Here is a 23,664-nt window from a genome sequence, read left to right on the forward strand (position 1 = left end):
GCCGACAGCTCAAGAATTCCGGGAAATGCAAGCAAGTCCGGAATTCGGAGAACTCCGTAGCAAATTCCGTTCCTTTGCCTTCCCTATGACTGTTGCCTTCTTCGTGTGGTACATCGTCTACGTTCTGGTTGCGACTTTCGCATCAGAGTGGATGGCTACCCCAGTATTTGGAACCATCAACATTGGCCTGATCTTTGGCCTACTTCAGTTCGTTACCACATTTGCAATTACCTATATTTACATCATATTTGCGAACAAGAACCTGGAACCACGTCAGGTTGCTATTCGTAAGAAGATGGAAGGTTAAACACCCATGAATTCCACTATTCTCCTCGCGCAGGACACTGTCCACGAGGGCGTCGGTAACCCGATTCTTAATATCGCTGTCTTCGTTGTCTTTATTCTTGTCACCATGACTGTGGTGCTTCGCGTTGGTAAGACCACCAGCGAATCCACTGACTTCTACACCGGTGGTGCTTCCTTCTCCGGTACTCAGAACGGTCTCGCCATTGCCGGTGACTACCTGTCTGCGGCATCATTCCTCGGCATTGTCGGTGCGATTGCACTGAATGGTTATGACGGATTCTTGTACTCCATCGGCTTCTTCGTTGCATGGCTGGTAGCTCTGCTTCTCGTTGCTGAGCCACTGCGTAACGTTGGCCGCTTCACCATGGCGGACGTGCTGTCCTTCCGCCTGCGTCAGAAGCCAGTTCGCGTTGCTGCAGCCTGCGGTACCCTCGCTGTGACCTTGTTTTACCTCATCGCGCAGATGGCCGGTGCGGGTTCCCTCGTGTCCGTTCTGCTTAACATCCACGAGTTCAAGTGGCAGGCGCTTGTCGTCGGCATCGTTGGTATCGTCATGATCGCCTACGTTCTTCTCGGTGGCATGAAGGGCACCACTTATGTCCAGATGATCAAGGCTGTTCTGCTTGTCGGCGGCGTTGGCATCATGACTGTCCTGACCTTCATCAAGGTCTCTGGTGGTATGAGCACCCTGCTGGATGCGGCTGTGGAAACCCACGCTGGCTCCCAGAACCTGATCGATAAGGGCTACGAAGCAACTCAGATCCTTGAGCCTGGCCTGCAGTACGGTGCAACCCTGACCACCCAGCTGGACTTCATCTCCTTGGCTATCGCCCTGGTTCTTGGTACCGCTGGTCTGCCACACGTTCTCATGCGCTTCTACACCGTGCCAACCGCACGTGAAGCACGTAAGTCCGTTACCTGGGCAATTATCCTCATTGGTGCTTTCTACCTGATGACCCTGATCCTCGGTTACGGTGCAGCGGCACTGGTTGGTCCAGACCGTATCCTCGCGGCTCCAGGTGCAGCTAACGCTGCAGCTCCTCTGCTTGCTTTCGAGCTCGGCGGCTCCATCTTCATGGCGCTGATCTCCGCAGTTGCTTTCGCTACTGTTCTTGCCGTGGTTGCAGGTCTTGCTATCACCGCTTCTGCAGCTGTCGGCCACGATATCTACAACGCTGTTATCCGCAACGGCGAGTCCACTGAGGCTGAGCAGGTTCGCGTTTCCCGCATCACCGTTATCGTCATCGGCCTGATCTCCATTGTCCTGGGTATTCTTGCTATGACCCAGAACGTTGCCTTCCTGGTGGCTCTGGCCTTCGCAGTTGCTGCATCTGCCAACCTGCCTACCATCCTGTACTCCCTGTACTGGAAGAAGTTCAACACCACTGGTGCAGTTGCCGCTATCTACACCGGCTTGATCTCTGCACTGCTTCTGATCTTCCTGTCTCCAGCAGTCTCCGGTAACCCAGGAGCCATGGTTCCAGGCGCTGACTGGGCTATCTTCCCACTGAAGAACCCAGGCCTCGTTTCTATCCCATTGGCATTCCTTGCTGGTTGGATTGGCACTATGGTTGGTAAGCCAGACAACATGGATGATCTTGCAGCGGAAATGGAAGTTCGTTCCCTCACCGGCGTCGGCGTCGAGAAGGCTGTCGATCACTAAGATTCACCCATATTTTTAAGCTAACCGCCTATTCTCGAGCTAGAGGGTAGGCGGTTTTCTTATGCAGTACTATTAGTGGACGTGTCAAGAACTTTGAAGGTTCACCCGGGATGGCGGGTGTCCACGATCCTGCTGCTCGGAGCGGTTATCACAGGCGGAGTCTTTGTCGTTGCCCCAAACAATGACAATTCTTCTGCTGTTCCTCCGGCTCAGGCAACTACATCGACTACTTCTGCGCCTCGTCCAACGATGGCGCTAGAAGATAGTCCGTTCGCTGAGTTTATTGAGAACTCCACGGGCTCCCAGGTGTCATTTATGAGCCTTGAAGATGGATTCCACACTGGAACTTCAACAGAGCGGTTTGCGCGACCAGCGCTGAGTCTATCGAAGCTCTATATAGCGGAGTACGTCTTAGAAAACGGCACCGCCAATGAAAAAAAGCTTGCTTTAGAAATGATCCGAGATTCCTCTGATGTTTCTGCAGAGATTCTTTATGAAACTTATCCGGATTCCATTGAGGAAATTGCTGATGAATTCGGCCTATTATCCACTAAAGGGGATGCGCACTGGGGATACTCAGTGACTTCCACCTATGATCTCGTGAAATTCATCGCGACACTTCTTACTGAGGAACCGGAATCGCCAATTCTAGAAGCAATGCGTGACGCTAATCCGATTGCTGCTGACGGTTATCCGCAAGACTGGGGGACAGCGGTGCTTGATGGGGCGGAAGGGTCCAAATGGGGATGGTCCGATGATCTCATGCTGCACTCCTCTGTAACCTTTGGTGAAGACTACGTTGTCGCAGCTGCCGTGACGGGGTCAAAAGAAGACCTCACCCAATTGGTGGAAAACCAATTGGGTGAGGTTGTGAGTCAGCACGGCTAGTTTAGCTAGATAGGGTGCCAAGAATCTTGATTACTTGGTTGATGGTGTCAGCATCAATTCCGGTGTCAGTTCCTGTGTTGGAGTTTCCGGGGATGGTGGGGATGACATTGTCAACCGCATTGCCTGGGGTCCACTGACCCCAGTCGTCTGCATAGACATTGTTCATGTCGATGCCGACTCCGTCGAGGGTGTCCGTATCAGTGCGGATCTGGTGGATGGTGGTGCGTGGGTGGATCTTTCCTTCTGATCCCCAGTTGTGCATCCAGAAGAATTCTCCAAGGCCGTCGGCGATAGCCCAATCAATGACGTTGTAGTTGCCGTAGACACCTAACTGGTAGCCGGCAGCAGACAGCGCAACATTGAATGCCTGGAGGTAGGGGCGAATCTGATTGGTGTATTCAGACCAGCTTGGGTTGTCGTCGATCGCCACGTAGATGGGGCGATTTTTAGGGCCACCAGCTGCCACGTGAAGCGCAATTGCCTGTGGAGCATGGGTTGCCGCTCCTGCGGCGCCGTTCTTCCAATCGGCGGTCTCTTCCTTTCCGTATTGATAGACGGATGCGGTTTTGAGGCCGTTTTGTTCAAAAGCTCGGGTTTCTGCCAGTGTGACTGGCTTGCCGATCATCCAGGATTCAGTGCCGGGGCGTCGCTGTGACACGTAACGGACAGCTCCAAGGTGCCCTGCATTTTTAATGGATGCTGCGCTGGGGACGCCTGCTGCGTAGTCGATGACGGTGCCCTTGATTGCTCCAAGGGCGTTGGCCTTTGGCATAAACATGCTGGCAGCGCCGATAGTGGCAAGTCCTGCGGTGGCTTTTAAGAAGCCTCGGCGGTTTATTTGCATGTCCAAAAGTTCTCCCAAAAATAAGTATTAATCCCACCAGTAACAGTGGTTAACAATAACAACACTCATTTAAAAGGGCTAGGGGTGGGATTTTTCGACCTGTAGCGACACCGTTATCTTGTGATGTTGCTCACGGTGAAAGGTTTGTTTCCTGCAAAAACAAGAAATTGCCAGAAAAACATGAGGGTTTAGTCATCTATTTCGGCTACGCTCACGTAACCTACGCATTCGTAAGTGGTCATGGGTCCTATGAACCCATTCCAAGACTTAGGAGCTTTATTTCGTGAGTATTTCTTCACTGACACCGCTGCATTCTTTCAAAGAACCAGCAATTCTGTACGCCGGTCAGGCTTCCGCCTGGCAGCAGGTGATCGCTGATTCCAGCGAAGACCACATCACCGCTACGCATTTGCGTGAGCTTTTGTCTCGCTCACGTGCAAAGACTGCGCCTTTTGCACGCCAAATCACCTCCATCGTGCCTGGTTCCCTTGCACGCCTTGAGGAACTTACTCGTGAAGATGCACAAATCGGTGCAGATATCGATGCTCAGCCAGCAGTATCCATCCCAGGCATCCTGCTTGGACAGATCGCCGCTACTCGTCAGCTGCGCGACCTTGGACTTGATGTCACCGCCGCTACTCGCCTTGGGCACTCCCAGGGCATTTTGGGCGTTGAAGCAGTAGACAATGAAGAAGACGTTCTAGCTTTCGCTATCCTGCTCGGCGCGGCTGCATCCCAGTTCGCTGGCAAGGGTGCACACATGCTCTCTGTTCGTGGACTTTCCCGCGACATCATCGAAGCCACCATCGCTGGTGTCGATGGGGTAGAGGTTTCCCTGCGCAATGCTCGCGCACACTTCGTTGTTTCCGGTAAGCCAGAAGCACTGAAAAAGGCTGCTGCTGCACTTCAGCACGCAGCTGATGCTTACAACGAAGACATCAATGAAAAGCGCAAGGGTGGATCCCTGGCAGAGCCTAAGTTTGATTACTTGGACGTTGCTATCCCATTCCACCATTCCTCCATGCAGGAAGCAGCCGACCTGGCTGTGGAATGGTCCACCACGTGTGGTCTTAACGTAGATGCTCGCGCACTTGCTGATGCAATTTTGGTCAACTCAGGTGACTGGGTTGAGCAGATCGCAAACCTCAAGGCAGATTATGTTCTCTCCCTTGACGCTGGCGTTAGCCGCTTCACTGCTCCTTTGCTTGATGGCCGTGGAGTTTCCCTCGTCCCAGCATTTTCTGCTGCAGAGCGCGATAACTTGGCTCGCCCAGGTTTCCAGGTCCCGACCGCAGAAGACTGGTCGGAGTTCGCTCCTAAGCTAGTTAAGCTTCCTACCGGCGAGCTCAAGGTTCTGACCGGATTCTCCCGCCTGACTGGTTATTCCCCAATCGTGCTGGCTGGTATGACCCCAACCACCGTGGATCCTGAAATCGTTGCAGCTGCTGCGAACGCTGGATACTGGGCGGAAATGGCCGGTGGCGGACAGTACTCCGAAGAGGTCTTCACCAAGAACAAGGAAAAGCTTGTTTCCTTGCTGAACGTTGGACGTTCCGCACAGTTCAACTCCATGTTCTTCGACCGTTACATGTGGAACCTTCAGTTCGGTGCACAGCGCATCGTTTCTAAGGCACGTGCAACCGGTACTTCCATCAACGGTGTTGTCGTCTCCGCTGGTATCCCAGAGGTAGAAGAAGCAACCGAGCTGATCCGCGATCTCAATGCAGATGGCTTCCCATACATTGCATTCAAGCCAGGCACCGTGGACCAGATCCGTGCAACCCTGAAGATTGCTGATGCAAACACTCAGACCAAGATCATCATCCAGATCGAAGATGGCCACGCAGGTGGACACCACTCTTGGGTCAACCTGGACGATCTGCTGCTGACCACCTATGCAGAACTGCGTGCACGCAAGAACGTTATCGTCATGATCGGTGGCGGCATTGGCACCCCTGCTAAGGCTGCTTACTACCTGACCGGTGAATGGGCTAAGGATCTGGGCTTCCCAGCAATGCCTGTGGACGGCATCCTTGTTGGTACTGCTGCAATGGCAACCAAGGAAGCAACCACCTCACCTCAGGTCAAGCAGGCTCTTGTGGATACCCCAGGTGTGGATCCTCAGGATGCTGGCGGCTGGGTTGGCCGTGGCGATGCCCGCGGTGGCGTGACCTCTGGTCTGTCTCACCTACATGCTGACATGTACGAGATGGACAATGATTCCGCTGCAGCTTCCCGTCTGATCTCTTCCATCGATTCTGATGATTACGCAGATCACCGCGAAGAACTGATCGAGGCTATCAACAAGACCGCTAAGCCTTTCTACGGCGAGGTCGAAGAAATGACCTACGCAGAGTGGATCGAGCGCTGGGTTGAACTTGCATACCCAACTCAGGATCCAACCTGGGATGATCGTTTCCTCGACTTGGTTCACCGCATCGAGGCTCGCCTCAACAATGCTGAGCACGGTGCTATCACCACGCTGTTCCCAGATCTTGCATCTGTAGCAAACGAAGAGGAAGCCGTCGAAAAGCTTCTTGCTGCCTACCCACAAGCCCGCGAGATCAAGGTTTCCGCGCGCGATGCTGCGTGGTTTATTGGTCTGTGCCGTAAGCATCACAAGCCAATGCCGTGGGTACCTGCAATTGATGCAGACCTGGCTCGCTGGTGGGGTCTTGACACCCTGTGGCAGTCCCAGAACGAGCGCTACGCTGCAAGCTCCGTTCGCGTTATCCCAGGACCAGTGTCCGTTGCGGGCATCGACCGTGTTGATGAGCCAGTTGCAGAACTGCTCGGCCGCTTCGAAGCTGCATGTACTGAAGCTCTTGATGGTGATGCAGAAGCAATCTTCGCTCGCCTCAACGAGTCCAAGGACGAGCGCGAATTCCTGCTTGCTACTCCACACATCGTGTGGCACGGCAACCTGATCGACAACCCAGCTCACGTCCTTAACGAAGGTGCTTTCGAGCTCATCGAAAAGGACGGCTACTGGATCATTCGCATCCTCGCTGATTCCTACTTCGATGAAATCCCAGTAGAGCAGCGCCCATACTTGGTGCAGCAGGTTGATATCCCAGTTGAACTCGGCGATGCTGTGGCAACTGGTGGCTCTCCAGTAGTTTCCCGCGAGAAGCTGCCTGAGTCTGTCTTCGCACTGCTTGCAGGCGTTGCCGGTGTTGGTTCTGTCTCCGCTGCAGGCGATGAGATCAAGGCACTTCCAGAGGCAGTCCAGGATGGCACCCCATTTGGCACTGTCCGCGATTCCTTCACCTTCCCTGCATCCCTGCTGACCGCGCACACCGCAGTCAGTGGCGCAGCACTGGAAGAGCACAACCTTGGCACCCCTGACGTCCTCATGGGCGCTTGCTGGCCAGCAATTTACGCTGCACTGGGCACCGGTACCCTCAGCGATGGCTACCCAGTCATCGAAGGCCTGCTCAACGCTGTCCACCTGGATCACCTCTTGGATCTGCGTATCCCACTCGAGGAGCTGGCTAATGGCCGCACCATCGACGTGGAAGCACGCACCGATTCCATCGAAGAGTCCGCATCCGGACGCATTGTTACCGTTCGTATCGTGTTGACCACCGAAGGCGAAGTAGCTGCGAAGCTGGTTACCCGTTTCGCAATCCGTGGACGCATCACCACCAACGAGATGGCTGCACCTGCAGATGCTTATGGCGCACGCGATGAAGTTATCGAGGCAACCCCACGTTCCTTCGTTCGCCAGGCAACTGTTTCTGCACCTGCAGATATGACCCCATTCGCCATGGTTTCCGGCGACTACAACCCAATTCACACCTCTGACAACGCTGCAAAGCTTGTCGGCCTGGACGCAGCACTTGTGCACGGCATGTGGCTGTCCGCCACTGCACAGCACCTTGCTGGCGTCGGTTCTGAGGTCATCGGTTGGACCTACTCCATGTACGGAATGGTTCAGCTCAACGATGTTGTGGATATCACCGTCGAGCGCATTGGCCGTGCAGGTCTGAAGCCTGCATACGAGGTCACCTGCCGCATTGATGGCAATGTTGTCTCCCGCGGTCAGGCGCTGCTGAAGGCTCCTTCCACCGCTTATGTGTACCCAGGCCAGGGCATCCAGGCTCAGGGCATGGGCCAGGGCGATCGCACTGCAAGCGCTGAGGCACGTGCAGTCTGGGAGCGTGCAGATGCACACACCCGTGCTAACCTTGGTTTCTCCATCCAGCAGGTTATTGATGAAAACCCAGTGGAGCTCAAGGTCGGCGAGACCACCTTCGTGCACCCAGCAGGCGTACTGAACCTCACCCAGTTCACCCAGGTGGCACTCGCTGTGGTTGCTTATGCTCAGACCGCACGTCTTGAGGCTGCAAACGCAATTGTCGAGGGCTCCCTCTACGCAGGACACTCCCTCGGCGAGTACACCGCACTGGCATCCCTTGGCAACATCTTCGAACTCGAAGGTGTCATCGATGTCGTGTTCTCCCGTGGCTCTGCAATGCACTCCCTGGTCCCTCGCGATGAGAAGGGTCGTTCCAACTACGGCCTGGCAGCATTCCGTCCGAACATGATCAACGTCGAAGCCACTGAGGTAGAGAACTGGGTTGACCGTGTCGCTGCTGAATCCGGCGAATTCCTGCAGATCGTTAACTACAACGTTGACGGCCAGCAGTACGCAGTCGCAGGTACTTTGAAGGGCCTGAAGGCTCTCAAGGCTTCCGCATCTGCAAACCCACGTGCATACGTGAACATCCCAGGCATTGACGTGCCATTCCACTCCAGCGTGCTGCGCCCAGGCGTTCCTGCTTTCGCAGACAAGCTGGATGAGCTGCTTCCAGAGATCATCGATATCGATGCACTCCGCGGCCGCTACATTCCAAACCTGGTTGCTCGCCCATTCGAGCTCACCCAGGACTTCGTGGATTCCATCCTCGCAGTGGTTCCATCTGAGCGTCTGAAGGACGTCAAGGTAGACAACACTGATGAGAACACCCTGGCACGCCTGCTGCTCATCGAGTTGCTGTCTTGGCAGTTCGCTTCTCCTGTGCGTTGGATTGAAACCCAGGCATTGGTCATCGACTCTGTCGATCAGATCATCGAGGTCGGCTTGGCAGCATCGCCAACCCTGACCAACCTGGCACTGCGCACCATGGATGTCATCGGTCAGTCCCGCCCAGTATTCAACGTTGAGCGCGATCAAGACACCGTTATGCTCAACGATGTTCGCCAGGCACCAGTTGCTGAGGTTGAAGAAGACGCACCAGCAGAATCTGCAGCAGCACCAGCAGCTACTCCTGAGCCAGCTGCGGCGGCACCAGTTGCAGCAGCTCCAGCGGCAGCGCCTGCACCAGTTGGCAACGCACCTGAACTGAAGTTCAACGCTGCTAACGCCATCATGGTTCTCTTCGCGGTACAGAACAAGATCAACATTGATCAGATCACCGCAGCAGATACCTCTGAAACTCTGACCAACGGTGTTTCTTCTCGCCGTAACCAGATGCTCATGGACATGTCCACCGAGCTTTCCGTCCCAACCATTGACGGTGCAGCAGACGCTGACGTGGCTACCCTGCAGGGACGCGTTGTTACTGCAGCTCCTGGCTACAAGCCTTTCGGACCAGTTCTGTCCGAGTCCGTGCGAGCACGTCTGCGAGCACTGACTGGTGCAGCAGGTCTAAAGACCTCCTACATCGGCGATCGTGTCACCGGCACCTGGGGTCTTCCAGAAAGCTGGATCGCACACGTTGAGGTTGAATTGCTGCTCGGCACCCGCGAAGGCGAGTCCGTCCGCGGTGGCAACCTCGGCAGCCTGCCTGCCAACGCGTCCAGCAAGGGCGATGTCGATGCGCTTATCGACGGCGCCGTGCAGAACGTTGCAGCAGCCAATGGCACCAACGTCTCTATGTCTTCCGGTGGCGCAGCCGCAGGTGGCGGAGTTGTTGACTCTGCAGCACTTGATGCTTATGCCTCCACTGTCACCGGTGAAGAAGGTGTCCTAGCAAATGTTGCTCGTGGCATCCTGAGCCAGCTTGGTCTAGATACCAAGAATGACGTCGAAGGCGCAGAGATCGATACCGAACTCTACGACGCTGTCGAAGCAGAGCTTGGCACCGGTTGGTTGAAGCTGGTCACTCCAGTATTCTCCGCTGATCGTGCCATCTTGTTCGATGACCGTTGGGCTTCTGCTCGTGAAGATCTGGCACGTCTGGCCAACGGCGAGGATATTGCCGTCGAGCGCTTTGCTGGAACGGGGGAGACCGTCGTTAAGCAAGCTGCTTGGTGGGCTGACCACGTTGAAGACGCCGACCTCGCTGCAACCTTGAAGCAGGTCGCGGATGTAGCTGCGAAGCCAGCTACCGAAATCCACGCAGACGATGTTGCGCTGGTTACCGGTGCAGCTCCTGAGTCCATCGCCGGTGCTGTTGCAGCTCGCCTGCTGTCCCAGGGCGCGACTGTCATCATGACCGCATCGAATGTGTCCCAGGCACGTAAGGAATATGCACGCAAGCTCTACGCTGAAAATGCATCCCCTAACGCAAAGCTGTGGATCGTTCCTGCGAACATGTCCTCCTACCGCGATGTCGATGCAGTCATCGATTGGATCGGCAACGAGCAGCGCGTCACCGTTGGCAGCACCGTCACCGTGACCAAGCCAGCTCTCACTCCAACCCTTGCGTACCCATTCGCAGCACCTTCTGTCTCCGGCACCTTGGCGGATGCAGGCCCACAGGCGGAAAACCAGGCACGTTTGCTGCTCTGGTCCGTGGAACGCACCATCGCAGGTCTGGCAGATCTGTCTTCCCGTGGTGTTGACGGTCGCGTTCACATCGTGCTGCCAGGTTCCCCGAACCGCGGCATGTTCGGTGGCGATGGCGCTTACGGCGAAGTCAAGGCTGCATTCGACGCAATCCTTGCCAAGTGGGGTTCAGAGACCGGCTGGCCACAGTTCGTTTCCCTCGCACAGGCTCGCATTGGTTGGGTTGCAGGAACCGGCCTCATGGGCCGCAACGACGTGCTGATCCCAGCAGCTGAAAAGCTCGGCATCCACGTATACACCCCTGAAGAGATCTCTTCTGAACTGCTGGGACTTGCATCTGCAGAATCCCGCGTGAAGGCTCTGGAAGCACCGATCGATTATGATCTGACCGGTGGACTTTCCGGTGGCGTTTCCATCGCAGCACTGGCAGCTTCCCTGGAGAACGATGCAGCAGAGACCACCTCTGCAGTAGCGGACACCATCAAGGCGCTTCCTTCACCGAAGCACCCTGAACAGGCAGTTGGCGCTCCAGTCGGCGATGTCAAGACCGATATCGAAGACATGGTTGTTGTCGTTGGTGTAGGCGAAGTTTCCTCATGGGGCTCCGGACGTACCCGCTTCGAAGCTGAGTACGGCATCCAACGCGATGGCTCCGTCGATCTCACCGCCGCTGGCGTGCTTGAGCTCGCATGGATGATGGGTCTTATCTCCTGGAGCGAAGATCCAAAGCCAGCTTGGTACGACGCTGATGGCACCGAGGTTCCTGAAGAGGAAATCTACGAGCGCTTCCGCGATGAAGTCATTGCACGCTGTGGCGTCCGTGAGCTTGTCGACGACGCATTCCTCGTCGATGGCGGATCCCTTGACGCAGCAGAAGTCTTCCTTGATCGCGATATCTCCTTCACCGTTACCTCTGCAGAAGATGCACAGTCCTACGTTGATGCAGATGCAAGCGTGACCGTTGAAGAAGTTGACGGCGAATGGATCGTGACCAAGAAGAAGGGCTCCACCTCCTTCGTGCCACGCAAGGCAACCCTGACCCGCTCTGTTGCCGGCCAGCTGCCAACCGATTTCGACCCAGCCAAGTGGGGCATCCCAGCCTCCATGATCGATGCGCTCGACAACATCGCAGCATGGAACCTGGTCACTGCCGTGGACGCATTCCTGTCCTCCGGCTTCAGCCCAGCAGAACTTCTACAGTCCATCCACCCAGCTGATGTGTCCTCCACCCAGGGCACCGGCATCGGCGGCATGCAGTCCCTGCGCAAGCTGTTCGTGAACCGCTTCCTCGGCCAGGATCGTCCATCCGACATCCTCCAGGAGACCCTGCCAAACGTTGTGGCTGCACACACCATGCAGTCCTACGTCGGTGGCTACGGCCAGATGATCCACCCAGTGGCAGCATGTGCAACCGCAGCTGTTTCCGTGGAAGAAGGCGTAGACAAGATCCGTCTGCACAAGGCTGATTTCGTTGTCGCCGGTGGTATCGATGACATCCAGGTTGAATCCCTGACCGGCTTCGGCGACATGAACGCTACTGCTGATACTCAGGCAATGCTGGACAAGGGCATCGACCCTCGCTTCATCTCCCGCGCAAACGATCGTCGTCGCGCAGGCTTCCTTGAAGCAGCAGGTGGCGGTACTGTTCTCCTGGCTCGCGCATCCGTTGCTGCGGAACTGGGACTTCCAGTTCTGGCAGTTGTTGCACACGCACAGTCCTACGCCGATGGTGCTCACACCTCCATCCCAGCACCAGGACTTGGCGCACTGGGTGCCGCACGCGGTGGTAAGAAGTCCGTCTTGGCTCGCGAGCTGACTAACCTGGGTCTGACTCCAGATGATGTTCGCGTAGTGTCCAAGCACGACACCTCCACCAACGCTAACGATCCAAACGAGTCTGAGCTGCACAACCTGCTGTGGAAGACCATTGGCCGCGAGACCGACAACCCAATGTTCATCGTCTCCCAGAAGTCTTTGACCGGACACTCAAAGGGTGGCGCAGCGCTCTTCCAGATCGGTGGACTTGTCTCCATTCTGGAAACCGGCAAGCTGCCACAGAACGCATCCCTTGACTGTGTTGACCCAGAGATGGAAGCAAAGGGCGAGAACTTCGTTTGGCTGCGTAAGCCACTCGACCTCGGTGCAGGCTCCATCAAGGCTGGCGTACTGACTTCCCTCGGCTTCGGCCACGTGGCAGCAGTCGTCGTTCTCGCAACCAGCGGTATCTTCGAGCAGGCAATGCGTAATGCAGGCCTCGACGTTGATGCATGGCGTACACGCGCAACCCAGCGCCTGCGCACCGGTGCAAACCGTCTGGAAGCTGGCATGGTTGGCCGAGCACCACTGTTCGAGCAGATCGACGGACGTCGCCTGCCAGAGCACGGCGCTCACCAGGCAGAGATCAACCTGCTTATCGACGCTGACGCTCGCCTCAGTGCTGACGGCACTTACCAGAGCTAAAGCTTCATAGCTTGAAAAAAATTGCCCTCCCAAATACTTGGGAGGGCAATTTTTCTTTCTCCTGCAAAGTTAATCTCCATGTGTTTTACTTAAATGCAATTTAAGTCGACCATGGGAGATTCGTTGAAACTTTTTAAGTATGTCGCAGCTGGAACCTTCGCATGTGCCCTTGTGGGCTGTTCACAAACTGATTCACTAGTTGCCACAACTGAGGTCGCGCCTGTTGACGCCGCAGTTGCTGAAACTTCAGTTGTTGAAACTGAAGCTAATCAGACATCTGCTTTCGCACTGTCCGTAGGCGAATGCTTTAACGACACCGCAGACGCAGAGATCGCTGATGTACCTGTCGTAGAGTGCGCAACGCCTCACGACAATGAAATTTTCCACCTCTTTGACCTGCAAGGCGATTACCCAGCCGATGTCACTCAAGCAGGCTTTGACGGATGCCTTGCTGAATTTGAAAATTTTGTGGGTGGACCATTTGAAACCTCTATCTATCAGGTATATCCCATGACCCCAACCGAAGGATCGTGGGCAAACGGAGACCGTGAAGTCGTGTGCTCTGTGTGGATTGATGGAGAGAAGATGACAGGATCTGCTGCAGGCACTGCACAGTAGGAGTGCTGTTTGGAGTTCTGTGCTAGATTGTCGGCAGGTAGTCTGAAACTGCCACTCTCCGAGCTTGATTTCCCACGTAAATGACAGCACTGAGGACAACCGCCGGTGCGGATTTCTCCACCTGAGTGCTGATTTTTCTATCTCTATATATCAGAGCAGGTAGGCGTGGGCTGCTGTGCTCGGAATATGAGTTAGACATGCCGAACCGTGTCTTGAATAGCCTTTATCCGCGGAATCCAATAGCGCCAGCGCAAGCATATAAACCATCACGTGCACAGCAACAAGACGCACGGGAATGGGCAAAATTAACCGGTATCAATTACACCGCTGCGTTGCACCAAATGATGTCACCACGAGCACAGGGATTCTTGGGGCCGCGCATTAGAGTTCGTGACCTCATCAGTGCTCTCAACAATGACAAACTCATTGGCCTAGGACTAAGCGATCTCACCGGAGCTGAGCCGGGCTGTAATGAATACGGTAAACCCCGCGGAAAGCTGGAGAACCCATGGGAATTTAACGGAAAAAACGATTATGTACAGCTCGCACTCATAGTAGATTTCCTGCGTATGTTCACCGTGGTGGAAAAACGCGAAGAAGCAGAAGTACACAGTGGGCATTTACGCGCTGCCGCTGCAAACCTTATTATGGGACAGGAATGCCGTTCCACCTCGCGTGGCAAAATCTTGTGGGCTGCGGCAGCACTGGGATTGCCTTTGTGGGCTGCCACCGGAGACGATCCTCTGAATGTGCTGATTGGTGTGTCAGTTCACGAATATAACTACATCGCGCACATGGTAAATTCCGGGAATGCAGCACCTCGAGTAGACCATTCACAGCCTTCTGTAAACGATGCCAGGCCCGCAGCATATGACTATCTCATGCACGCACAAACACGTGCTTTGAGAGGTGAAATGATCACTGATAGGTGGCAGCCTAAGCTCACAGCGCCGACAAAAGACCTGAGACCATTTCATGATTGGCTCTTGACTCAGACAGTAGGGGAGTCGGTCATCAGTACGTTTGCTCGCCGTTATGAGCACGATGTGTTCACTGGCATTTATGGGGCTGCAGCACAAGCACGAGACCTGCTGGATGCATTCCGCGAACTTGCTTCATACCGTGTGGTGGTAGAAGCGATTCGGCAATTTTATATGGATCATCCTGATGCTGAACCTATCCGCACACATCTTTTACACACCCGCATTGAACAAGATGGTGGCACCGAATTAGATATTTATAGCTGCCCGTGTGGGCACAGTGAGATTCTAGAGACGGTTTATACCAGTTCCGCTTCGGATAGGGCACCGTTGGTGATTAACTGCGATACCTGCAGTAAAGATTGGGAGATCACTGTTCTACGTAAGGATTCAGTGTGGGCACTGGTCCCGAGTGGGGCGCAGCTGTAGTTTTCTAGAGCGTGGAATCTAATTGATGAATTCCCAGACGTTGTTCTTCGAGTTGAAGTTGAATTTGAACGCAGCGTCCGTGGAGCGAAAGGATATATCGTAGTTCGATGTTGCAGGACACAGATCCACGACTTTGGTTCTGCTGAACCTGATCCAGGTGGTGTCAGTATTAGTGGATTTTAGAACTAACATGCTTTGGCTCTCATCAAGGCCAAATTTAGGTATAGGCGCGTCCTCTAAATAAAGCTCTGCCTCAACAGTGTCTTTTGGTGCATACGGGCAGACAATAGCGAATTCAGCCCATTCATCGCCGTAAATATTTTGAAGACTTAGGGACTCATAAGATGAGGGGTCTGCTGAGCTTAGATAGCTCTCCAAAGTATTACTCTCGCTACAACTAGCGAGAGTAAGAGCTGTTAAGGGGATGAATGCTAGTCGCTTATTTAGCATTAAAGGGCCTCTTGCTTATTTTAGAGTGTCTCTAGTCTGCCTAGATTTGTCCAGATTACATACCCCTGGCGCTTAACCCGGATTGCAGAAACGTTTAAACCCCATCGACACAGGTCAATGGGGTTTATTAGTGCCCTGAACAGGAATCGAACCTGCGACACCCGCTTTAGGAGAGCGGTGCTCTATCCACTGAGCTACCAAGGCGTACCGAACTAGATTACAACATGTATAGCTGGGAAGAAAAAGTGGGGCAGTTTTTACGTCGAGAATTATTTTCCATGGGTAAGGTGGAATGTAATACTTCCCGACCTTAAGGAGTGGAAATGACCAGGTATAAGCCTTCATTCCATGATGTGCAGCGTCGCCCAATTGTGGTTCATCAGATCACGAAAGATAATGTTCCAGTGCTGGCAGTTGATGAGATCCAAGATGATGGAACTCCTCGTCGTATTTTGCTGCTGAACAAATATGATGCCAAGCAGTTAAGCGCTGCGTGTGATCATTATCTGCAGGAGATTTTCTCGGCCACATTTGCGGGAGTCAATACGGATTTGTCTCCTGAAGATATGGCGAAACTGTTTGATGAGGAATAAGTAAAAAAGAGCCTTTCGGCTCTTTTTCTTATTTCTAGGCTAGAGCATCCATCTTTGCGATGACGTCTGCAGCTGGGGGATTAGTTGCATGGGTGCCATCTGAATAACGGACCGTAGGGACGATGCGATTGCCATCGTTTACTGATTTAACCCACTCGCCGGCTTCTTCATCCTGATCGACATCGATGAGGTCATATTCTTGGCCTTCGAGACCTTTGAGGAGGGATCGGCAATAAGGGCACCAGTCGGTGGCATAAATGGTTACGTTGCTCATGTTCTTGCTCCTTAAACCTTTGTGTAGCGCTGGAACTTATAACGGTACTCGCCTGAGGTCATCCATTCGGATTCTTCATCGAGGCGGAAGTTCTGCGGAATTTCGGGTGCGTAGACGGGAGTAGGAACGTCGAAGGTGGCGTCGATAAGCGTTATCTCTAAGACGTTGGCGCTGCCGACGGTGGCCTTGTAGACTTCGCCGCCACCCATGATCCAGCCGCTTTTAGGTATTTCGGTGATAACAGTGGCGCCGTTAGACCAGTCGCCGGGCTCGCGGGAGGATAAGACGAAGTTCTCGCGGCCAGGCAGTGGCTTGAATGGCAAGGATTCCCAGGTGCGACGACCCATGATGACCGGCTGGCCCATGGTGATTGCTTTGAAATGCTTGAGATCTTCCGGGATATGCCACGGCATATCGGAGCCGTCACCAATCACACCATTAAGCGATTGCGCCCAGATTGCACCGATCATACGGCGACCTTGCCACGGATTAGTGGGTGTGGATCGTAGCCAGAGACAGCGATGTCCTCGAAGTCATACTCAAACATGGACGCAGCCTTGTTGAGCTCCAACGTAGGATAAGCGCGAGCCTCGCGGCCCAGCTGCTCTGCGACCTGCTCCTTGTGATTGTCATAGATGTGGCAATCGCCGCCGGTCCACACGAACTCGCCAACTTCTAGGCCTGCCTGCTGCGCAAACATGTGGGTGAGCAGAGCATAAGAAGCAATGTTGAATGGCACACCGAGGAACATATCGGCAGAACGTTGGTAGAGCTGGCAGGAGAGCTTTCCATCAGCTACATACAGCTGGAAAAGCAGGTGGCACGGTGGAAGGGCCATGTTTTCCAGCTCGGAAACATTCCACGCCGAGACAATATTACGGCGGGAATTAGGGTTGTTGTGCAAAGTCTCTAAAGCGCCAGCGATCTGGTCAATGTGGCGGCCGTCAGGGGTTGGCCAAGAACGCCATTGCACGCCATAAACAGGGCCGAGCTCACCATCTTCATCAGCCCATTCATTCCAGATGCGGATGTTGTTATCCTGCAGCCACTTCACGTTGGAATCGCCGCGCAGGAACCATAAAAGTTCACCTACGACGGAGTGGAAATGGACCTTTTTGGTGGTTAGTAGCGGGAAACCCTCGTTGAGATCAAAGCGGATTTGTTGTCCAAACAACGAGGTAGTGCCGGTGCCGGTACGGTCGTCCTTGTGGGACCCTTCTTCAACAATCTTCCGAAGAAGGTCTTCATATGGCGTTGGAACAGTCATGCCCACTATCTTAAGGATCGACCTTAATAAGTGCCATTCTCAGCGTAGAACGCAGCGCACATCGCTAGAATTTCCTCTGCAAGCTCGGGGCGGCAGATCAAAATATCGGGCAGATAGGTGTCTTTTTTGTTGTAGATGAGCTCAGAACCATCAAGTCTAGAGCAGTGCAGTCCGGCAGCTTTACAGACACCAACAGGTGCGGCAGAATCCCATTCGTACTGGCCGCCAGCATGAATATAGGCATCATAATCTCCCAAAAGAACATGCATGGCTTTCGCCCCAGCAGAGCCAAGGGCTTTGGTTTCGAAGCCGAGTTGTTCTGCGCATTGCATCGCAACCTTTGGCGGGCGGTTATGCGAAATAGCAATGACCTTAGAATATGGGCCAGTTACTGCACGAGCATCAGAAGAATGGAACACCACGCCTAAGTCTGGGAGACCAACTGCTGCATGTGTGGGAACCCCGTTTTCTACCAGAGCGATATGTACGGCCCAGTCCTGGCGACCTGTGGCAAACTCGCGGGTGCCGTCTAGTGGGTCGATGATCCACACGCGGTCTTTTGTCAGACGATCTGGGTTATCGGCTGCTTCTTCAGATAAGACACCATCTTCAGGGCGGTGTTGCTCTAGAACTCGGGAGATCCAGCTTTGTGCAAGTTCGTCGCCGGCATCACCGAGACTACGACCTCTTAAGACTCCAACGTTGCGGACACCTTTAAGGATTTCTCCTGTGCCTTGGGCGAGACGATGGGTGAGGATCGAATCATCAATCTGAGCAGTCATACCTTCAACTCTAGATGTTTGGTTACATTGGGGCATGGCTAAAAGCATTCTTTCCCGATTTCGTCCACAAGTAGCGGAGTGGTTCCGGGATGTCTTCGCAGCACCAACCCCAGTTCAGGAAGGAACTTGGGAGGCGATTTCTGAGGGAAAAAATGCTTTAGTTGTCGCACCGACCGGTAGCGGAAAGACCTTGGCTGCTTTCTTGTGGGCATTGAATTCGCTCACCGAACAATCAGGTCAAACAGTTTTAGACACTGGTACACCGGTTGCTGTTCGCGGTGGAAAAGTAAAAGTGCTCTATATTTCACCGCTCAAAGCACTCGGCGTGGATGTGGAAAATAACCTGCGTGCACCATTGACTGGAATCGCCCGCACAGCAGTGAAAATGGGCTTGGATGTGCCCAATATCACGGTGGCAGTTCGCTCAGGTGATACCCCTCCAGCAGAGCGTGCGCGGCAGGTGCGTAAGCCACCAGAAATTTTGATCACCACCCCGGAATCAGCGTATTTGATGCTTACCTCTAAAGCCGGGGCGATCTTGTCAGATGTTGATGTGGTGATCATCGATGAAATTCATGCCATGGCGGGGACGAAAAGGGGAGTCCATCTGGCACTGACCTTGGAAAGATTAGAACAGCTGGTTGGTCGGTCTGTACAGCGAGTTGGGCTTTCTGCCACTGTGCGTCCGCTAGAAACCGTAGCTGGATTCTTAGGTGGAGGTCGTCCGGTAACAATCGTGGCGCCGCCTGCTGAGAAGAAGTGGGAACTTACCGTCACTGTGCCGGTGGAAGACATGTCTGATTTGCCGGTACAAGAACCGGGTTCCACGATCGGGGAATTAGTCATTGATGATCCGTTGGGGATCACTGGTGAATCTGCACTACCTGCACAAGGTTCTATTTGGCCACATATTGAGCAGCAGGTGTACAACCAAGTGATATCGGCGAAATCGACTATTGTCTTTGTGAATTCGCGGCGCTCTGCAGAACGATTAACCAGCCGCCTCAACGAGATCTGGGCTCTGGAACATGATCCGGAGTCCTTGTCCCCTGAACTGCGCAGAAATCCGGCACAGATAATGGCGTCATCGGATGTCTCAGGAAAAGCTCCCCAAGTAATTGCCCGTGCACACCATGGTTCCGTCTCTAAAGATGAACGTGCGATCACAGAAACAATGCTGAAAGAGGGGCGTCTGCGTGCAGTAATTTCTACCTCTTCACTGGAATTGGGCATCGATATGGGTGCCGTTGATCTGGTGATTCAAGTGGAATCACCGCCGTCCGTGGCAAGTGGGCTGCAGCGCGTGGGGCGTGCGGGGCACACGGTGGGGGCGACGTCGATAGGCTCTTTCTATCCCAAGCACCGCTCTGATCTGGTGCAAACTGCAGTGACCGTGCAGCGGATGAAAGAAGGGCTGATCGAAGAGATCCATGTGCCTAAAAACGCGCTTGATGTATTAGCACAGCAGACCATAGCTGCCGTATCGATCAAAGATGTCTCGGTCGAAGAGTGGTACGAGACCGTACGCAAGGCCTATCCATATCGAGAATTAGCCCGGGAAGTATTTGATTCCGTTATTGATCTCGTCAGCGGCGTTTATCCTTCAACCGATTTCGCAGAGCTTAAACCACGAGTGGTCTTTGACCGAGTCTCCGGAATACTAGAAGGGCGACCCGGCGCGCAGCGTGTTGCAGTAACCAGCGGTGGCACCATTCCCGATCGAGGAATGTTCGGAGTATTCCTCATCGGTGATGGGCCTAGGAGAGTTGGTGAACTAGATGAGGAGATGGTGTACGAATCCCGCGTTGGCGATGTGTTTACCCTCGGCGCCTCAAGCTGGAGGATTGAAGAAATCACCCGCGACCAAGTTATCGTGACACCCGCGCCGGGACATACTGGAAGGCTGCCCTTTTGGACAGGCGACTCTGCAGGAAGGCCTGCAGAATTAGGCAAAGCACTCGGCGCATTTAGGCGCACCACGCTGAGTGATCCCAGCAGTTCTGGACTAGAGAGCTGGGCTCATGACAACCTCATTGCCTTTTTGACAGAACAAGAAGAAGCCACCGGAGTGCTTCCCGATGAGAAAACATTGGTGCTAGAACGCTTCAAAGATGAGCTGGGTGATTGGCGTATTGTGCTGCACACCCCATTTGGGCGCGGAGTAAATGCTGCCTGGGCATTAGCCGTTGGTGCGAAAATCGCTGAAGAAACCGGCATGGATGCACAAGCCGTAGCTGGCGATGATGGCATTGTGCTGCGGTTACCGGAAGGCGATGAAGATCCAAGCGCAGCGCTGTTCATATTCGACGCGGAAGAAATCGACACGATCGTGACACAACAAGTGGGCAATTCTGCATTATTTGCCAGTCGCTTCCGCGAGTGCGCGGCACGTGCATTACTCTTGCCACGGCGCAACCCAGGTAAACGCGCACCACTGTGGCAACAACGACAACGCGCAGCACAATTACTAGATGTCGCACGGAAATATCCCAGCTTCCCCATCATCTTGGAAACCGTGCGCGAATGCCTCCAAGACGTTTATGATCTTCCCGCGCTTAAATCAGTGATTGAAGATCTTCACTTAAGAAAAGTGCGGATCGCAGAAGTCACCACCCAACAACCCAGCCCTTTTGCCTCCGCACTGCTGTTTAACTACACCGGCGCATTCATGTACGAAGGCGATAGCCCACTCGCTGAAAAACGCGCTGCAGCACTGGCCCTAGATCCCACACTGCTAGCCAAACTGCTGGGAGAAGTTGAACTCCGCCAGCTCCTAGATCCCGACATCATCGCAGAAGTGCATGAACAATTACGCCGACAAGGAGATCGCGCAGCCAGAAACAACGAAGAATTAGCTGACTCTTTGCGCATCCTCGGCCCGATTCCATTGGAGGAACTCGGCCAGCACATCACCTTTGAGAACCCCGATCTGGGAGATCGCGCCATGCGGGTGCGTATCAATGGATATGAACATATCGCCCAAACACTTGATGCACCGCTGCTGCGTGACGCACTGGGCGTACCAGTACCGCCGGGAGTACCGGCACAAGTCGAAACAATCACGGATGCATTAGAACAATTAGTCAACAGATGGGTACGCACGAGAGGCCCCTTCACCGCTGTTGAACTAGCCGAAGCCTTCGGCCTGGGCATCTCCACAGCGCTCACTGCACTACAGAGCGCACCAGTAACTGAAGGACGCTACCGCCAAGGAATCGACGCTCAGGAATACTGCGCCACCGACGTACTCTCCATCATTCGACGCCGCAGCTTAGCCGCCGCCAGAAAACAAACACGCCCAGTATCCCAATCCGCCTATGCACGCTTCCTCATGGACTGGCAACAAATCGCGCCAGTTGGTTCCGCGCCCAAACAGCGCGGAGTGGATGGCACCTACGCTGTCATTGAACAACTCGCCGGCGTGCGACTCCCCGCCAGTGCATGGGAAGACCTCGTGTTGCCGCGCCGGGTTGATTATTCACCACTCCATTTGGATGAACTGACCGCTAATGGTGAAGTCCTCATCGTGGGTGCTGGCCAAGCTGGAAGTCGCGATCCGTGGATTAGTCTGCTGCCCGTAGATTATGCGGCGCAGTTGGTGGGGGAGGCGTCGACAAGCATGAGCCCGTTGCAGGACGCGGTGCTGGAACAATTGCGGGCGGGTGGCGCCTATCTCTTTTCCGATATTCTCGCAGAGAATTTTGGCTATACCGCAGCTCAGCTGCAAGAAGCGATGTGGGGTTTGGTGGAAGCCGGGTTGGTCAGCCCTGATAGTTTCGCGCCGATCCGCGCGCGTTTGGCCTCAGGAACCACCGCGCATCGAGCGAAACGTCGACCAGCAAGATCTAGGCTGCGCACCCGCACCAGCTTCAGCAGCGATGTGCCACCTGATATGCGCGGACGGTGGACGCTATCTGTGCAACCCGCCGATGCCACCAGCCGCTCAGTCGCACACGGCGAGGCCTGGCTGGATCGCTACGGCGTCCTGACCCGAGGCAGCGTGGTCGCCGAATACATCGTCGGTGGTTTCGCGCTTGCCTACAAAGTCCTCTCCGGCTTCGAAGAAGGCGGCAAAGCGATGCGTGGCTACTTCATCGACGGCCTCGGCGCCGCGCAATTCTCCACGCCTGCGATTATCGACCGCCTGCGTGGACACGACGACTCACCAGACGTCGAAGGCTGGCCCTCAGGTGACACCGACCCAGAAATCTTCCTGCTCGCCGCAGCCGACCCCGCCAACCCCTACGGCGCAGCGCTTCCCTGGCCAGCGCAGGGGCCCAGCAGAGCGGCAGGAGCCATGGTCGTGCTTTGCGACGGCCTCCTCCTCGCTCACCTCACCCGCGGCGGGCGCACCCTCACCGTATTCCACGACATCCCTCGGATCGTCACAGCACTGACCACCTACGACCGTCTCACAGTGGAGAAAATCAACGGAGAAAGCGTTTTCGACTCCCCGCTACTTGAAGAATTCCGCAAACACGGCGCCACTATCACTCCGAAGGGAATGCGATTCAAACCACCAATAACACGCGAAACCTCAACCCCAGATATTCCCACCAGGCCATTTCGTGGTGGCTTTGGTCGGCGTTAATCTAGAGCTATGCCAGAAGGTGATTCCGTATTCCAGCTCTCCCGCAGACTCCAGTTCATGCGGGGAAGAGAAGTGCTGGAAACTTCATTACGTGTGCCATCTGTGGCACTTTATGATTTCACTGGCCAAACCGTACACAGAGTATGGCCCTATGGAAAACACCTCTTTATGCAATTCGGTGAAGAAATCCTGCACACCCACCTCAAAATGGAAGGGACATGGGCAGTCCACCGCAAAGGTGACCGCTGGAGAAAACCAGGTCACACCGCACGCGTGGTGTTGGTGCTATCGGAAAATATCGAAGTGGTGGGGCATTCCCTCGGCTTCGTGAGAGTATTTCCCGCAGCGAATTACCTGGAAGAAATTGCCCACCTCGGCCCCGATGTTTTAGCCGAACAATTTGATATTGATACAGCTCGGAACAATATTGCTGCGCAGCCTTCACGAAGCATCGGAGAGGCACTGTTAGATCAATCCAACCTCGCGGGAGTGGGAAATGAATACCGAGCTGAAATTTGCTTCCTATTGGGTGTTCATCCGGCCACGCCAGTAGCCGCTGTCGACCTTGAAAAGGCCCTGAAGATTACTCGAAGACTCATGTGGGAAAATCGCAATTCTCCCATCCGAGTTACTACCGGAGTACGTAGAGCAGGGGAATCCACCTATGTTTTTGGACGTAACCACAAGCCCTGTCGCAGGTGTCGGACCACAATTGTCAAAGCTGAGCTGGGTGAGCGAATCATCTGGTGGTGCCCTTCCTGCCAGCCACTAAGCTCTTAAACT

Annotated in this window: 14 protein-coding genes and 1 tRNA gene; 9 read left to right on the plus strand and 6 right to left on the minus strand. The window is 54.4% G+C overall.

What is annotated here, in order from left to right:
• The first annotated feature begins 25 nt into the window (after positions 1-25).
• The 3 genes from ccrud_RS04100 (at position 26) to ccrud_RS04110 (ending at position 2,857) form a co-directional block, all read left to right on the plus strand.
• Positions 26-307 (plus strand): DUF485 domain-containing protein, encoded by a 282-nt coding sequence (locus ccrud_RS04100; RefSeq protein ID WP_066564979.1) that lies wholly within the window; start codon positions 26-28, stop codon positions 305-307.
• A 6-nt stretch (positions 308-313) separates the two neighbouring features.
• Positions 314-1,969: a solute symporter family protein gene (locus ccrud_RS04105; protein WP_066564980.1), complete on the plus strand. Its 1,656-nt coding sequence runs from the start codon at positions 314-316 to the stop codon at positions 1,967-1,969.
• A gap of 81 nt (positions 1,970-2,050) precedes the next feature.
• Entirely contained in the window at positions 2,051-2,857 is an 807-nt protein-coding gene (locus ccrud_RS04110; protein ID WP_425394206.1) for a hypothetical protein, read from the plus strand.
• Position 2,858: 1 nt separating this feature from the next.
• Here the strand turns inward: ccrud_RS04110 and ccrud_RS04115 are convergent, their stop codons facing one another.
• Entirely contained in the window at positions 2,859-3,701 is an 843-nt protein-coding gene (locus ccrud_RS04115) for a DUF1906 domain-containing protein (RefSeq protein ID WP_066564982.1), read from the minus strand.
• 283 nt (positions 3,702-3,984) lie between these two features.
• Here ccrud_RS04115 and ccrud_RS04120 point away from each other — a divergent pair, with 283 nt between their 5' ends.
• The 3 genes from ccrud_RS04120 (at position 3,985) to ccrud_RS04130 (ending at position 14,924) form a co-directional block, all read left to right on the plus strand.
• Positions 3,985-12,897: a type I polyketide synthase gene (locus tag ccrud_RS04120; RefSeq protein ID WP_066564983.1), complete on the plus strand. Its 8,913-nt coding sequence runs from the start codon at positions 3,985-3,987 to the stop codon at positions 12,895-12,897.
• A 123-nt stretch (positions 12,898-13,020) separates the two neighbouring features.
• Complete coding sequence (locus tag ccrud_RS04125) at positions 13,021-13,515, plus strand: septum formation family protein (protein WP_066569509.1); 495 nt, start codon at positions 13,021-13,023, stop codon at positions 13,513-13,515.
• A 197-nt stretch (positions 13,516-13,712) separates the two neighbouring features.
• On the plus strand, positions 13,713-14,924 hold the full coding sequence (locus tag ccrud_RS04130; RefSeq protein ID WP_066564984.1) for a hypothetical protein: 1,212 nt from the start codon (positions 13,713-13,715) through the stop codon (positions 14,922-14,924).
• A gap of 581 nt (positions 14,925-15,505) precedes the next feature.
• On the opposite strand, the gene ccrud_RS04140 is transcribed toward ccrud_RS04130, so the two are convergent.
• Positions 15,506-15,578, minus strand: a tRNA-Arg gene (locus tag ccrud_RS04140).
• 119 nt (positions 15,579-15,697) lie between these two features.
• Between ccrud_RS04140 and ccrud_RS04145 the strand changes: the two genes are divergently transcribed.
• Positions 15,698-15,967, plus strand: a complete 270-nt coding sequence (locus tag ccrud_RS04145; RefSeq protein ID WP_066564986.1) for a cg0963 family protein — start codon at positions 15,698-15,700, stop codon at positions 15,965-15,967.
• A 34-nt stretch (positions 15,968-16,001) separates the two neighbouring features.
• On the opposite strand, the gene ccrud_RS04150 is transcribed toward ccrud_RS04145, so the two are convergent.
• The 4 genes from ccrud_RS04150 to ccrud_RS04165 are packed head-to-tail and all read right to left on the minus strand — an operon-like array spanning position 16,002 to position 18,290.
• The gene (locus tag ccrud_RS04150; RefSeq protein ID WP_066564987.1) at positions 16,002-16,241 is read right to left on the minus strand and encodes a mycoredoxin; all 240 of its coding nucleotides are present in this window, start codon (positions 16,239-16,241) and stop codon (positions 16,002-16,004) included.
• 11 nt (positions 16,242-16,252) lie between these two features.
• Positions 16,253-16,711: a dihydrofolate reductase gene (locus ccrud_RS04155; RefSeq protein WP_066564988.1), complete on the minus strand. Its 459-nt coding sequence runs from the start codon at positions 16,709-16,711 to the stop codon at positions 16,253-16,255.
• Positions 16,708-17,508 carry a thymidylate synthase gene (locus ccrud_RS04160; RefSeq protein ID WP_066564989.1) on the minus strand — a complete coding sequence of 267 codons (801 nt, stop codon included), beginning with the start codon at positions 17,506-17,508 and terminating at the stop codon, positions 16,708-16,710. The genes ccrud_RS04155 and ccrud_RS04160 overlap by 4 nt, the downstream gene beginning before the upstream one ends.
• Before the next feature lie 23 nt (positions 17,509-17,531).
• A complete protein-coding gene (locus ccrud_RS04165; RefSeq protein WP_066564990.1) occupies positions 17,532-18,290 on the minus strand; it encodes a 3'(2'),5'-bisphosphate nucleotidase CysQ in 759 nt (252 codons plus the stop codon).
• A 34-nt stretch (positions 18,291-18,324) separates the two neighbouring features.
• On the opposite strand from ccrud_RS04165, the gene ccrud_RS04170 reads away from it, so the two are divergent.
• Together ccrud_RS04170 and ccrud_RS04175 are read left to right on the plus strand one after the other, a co-directional pair.
• Complete coding sequence (locus ccrud_RS04170) at positions 18,325-22,881, plus strand: ATP-dependent helicase (RefSeq protein ID WP_066564991.1); 4,557 nt, start codon at positions 18,325-18,327, stop codon at positions 22,879-22,881.
• 9 nt (positions 22,882-22,890) lie between these two features.
• Positions 22,891-23,661, plus strand: coding sequence for a DNA-formamidopyrimidine glycosylase family protein (locus tag ccrud_RS04175; protein ID WP_066564992.1), 771 nt, complete (start codon positions 22,891-22,893; stop codon positions 23,659-23,661).
• The last annotated feature ends 3 nt before the right edge of the window (positions 23,662-23,664 follow it).

It is taken from the genome of Corynebacterium crudilactis (assembly GCF_001643015.1).
GTDB classification, from domain to species: domain Bacteria; phylum Actinomycetota; class Actinomycetes; order Mycobacteriales; family Mycobacteriaceae; genus Corynebacterium; species Corynebacterium crudilactis.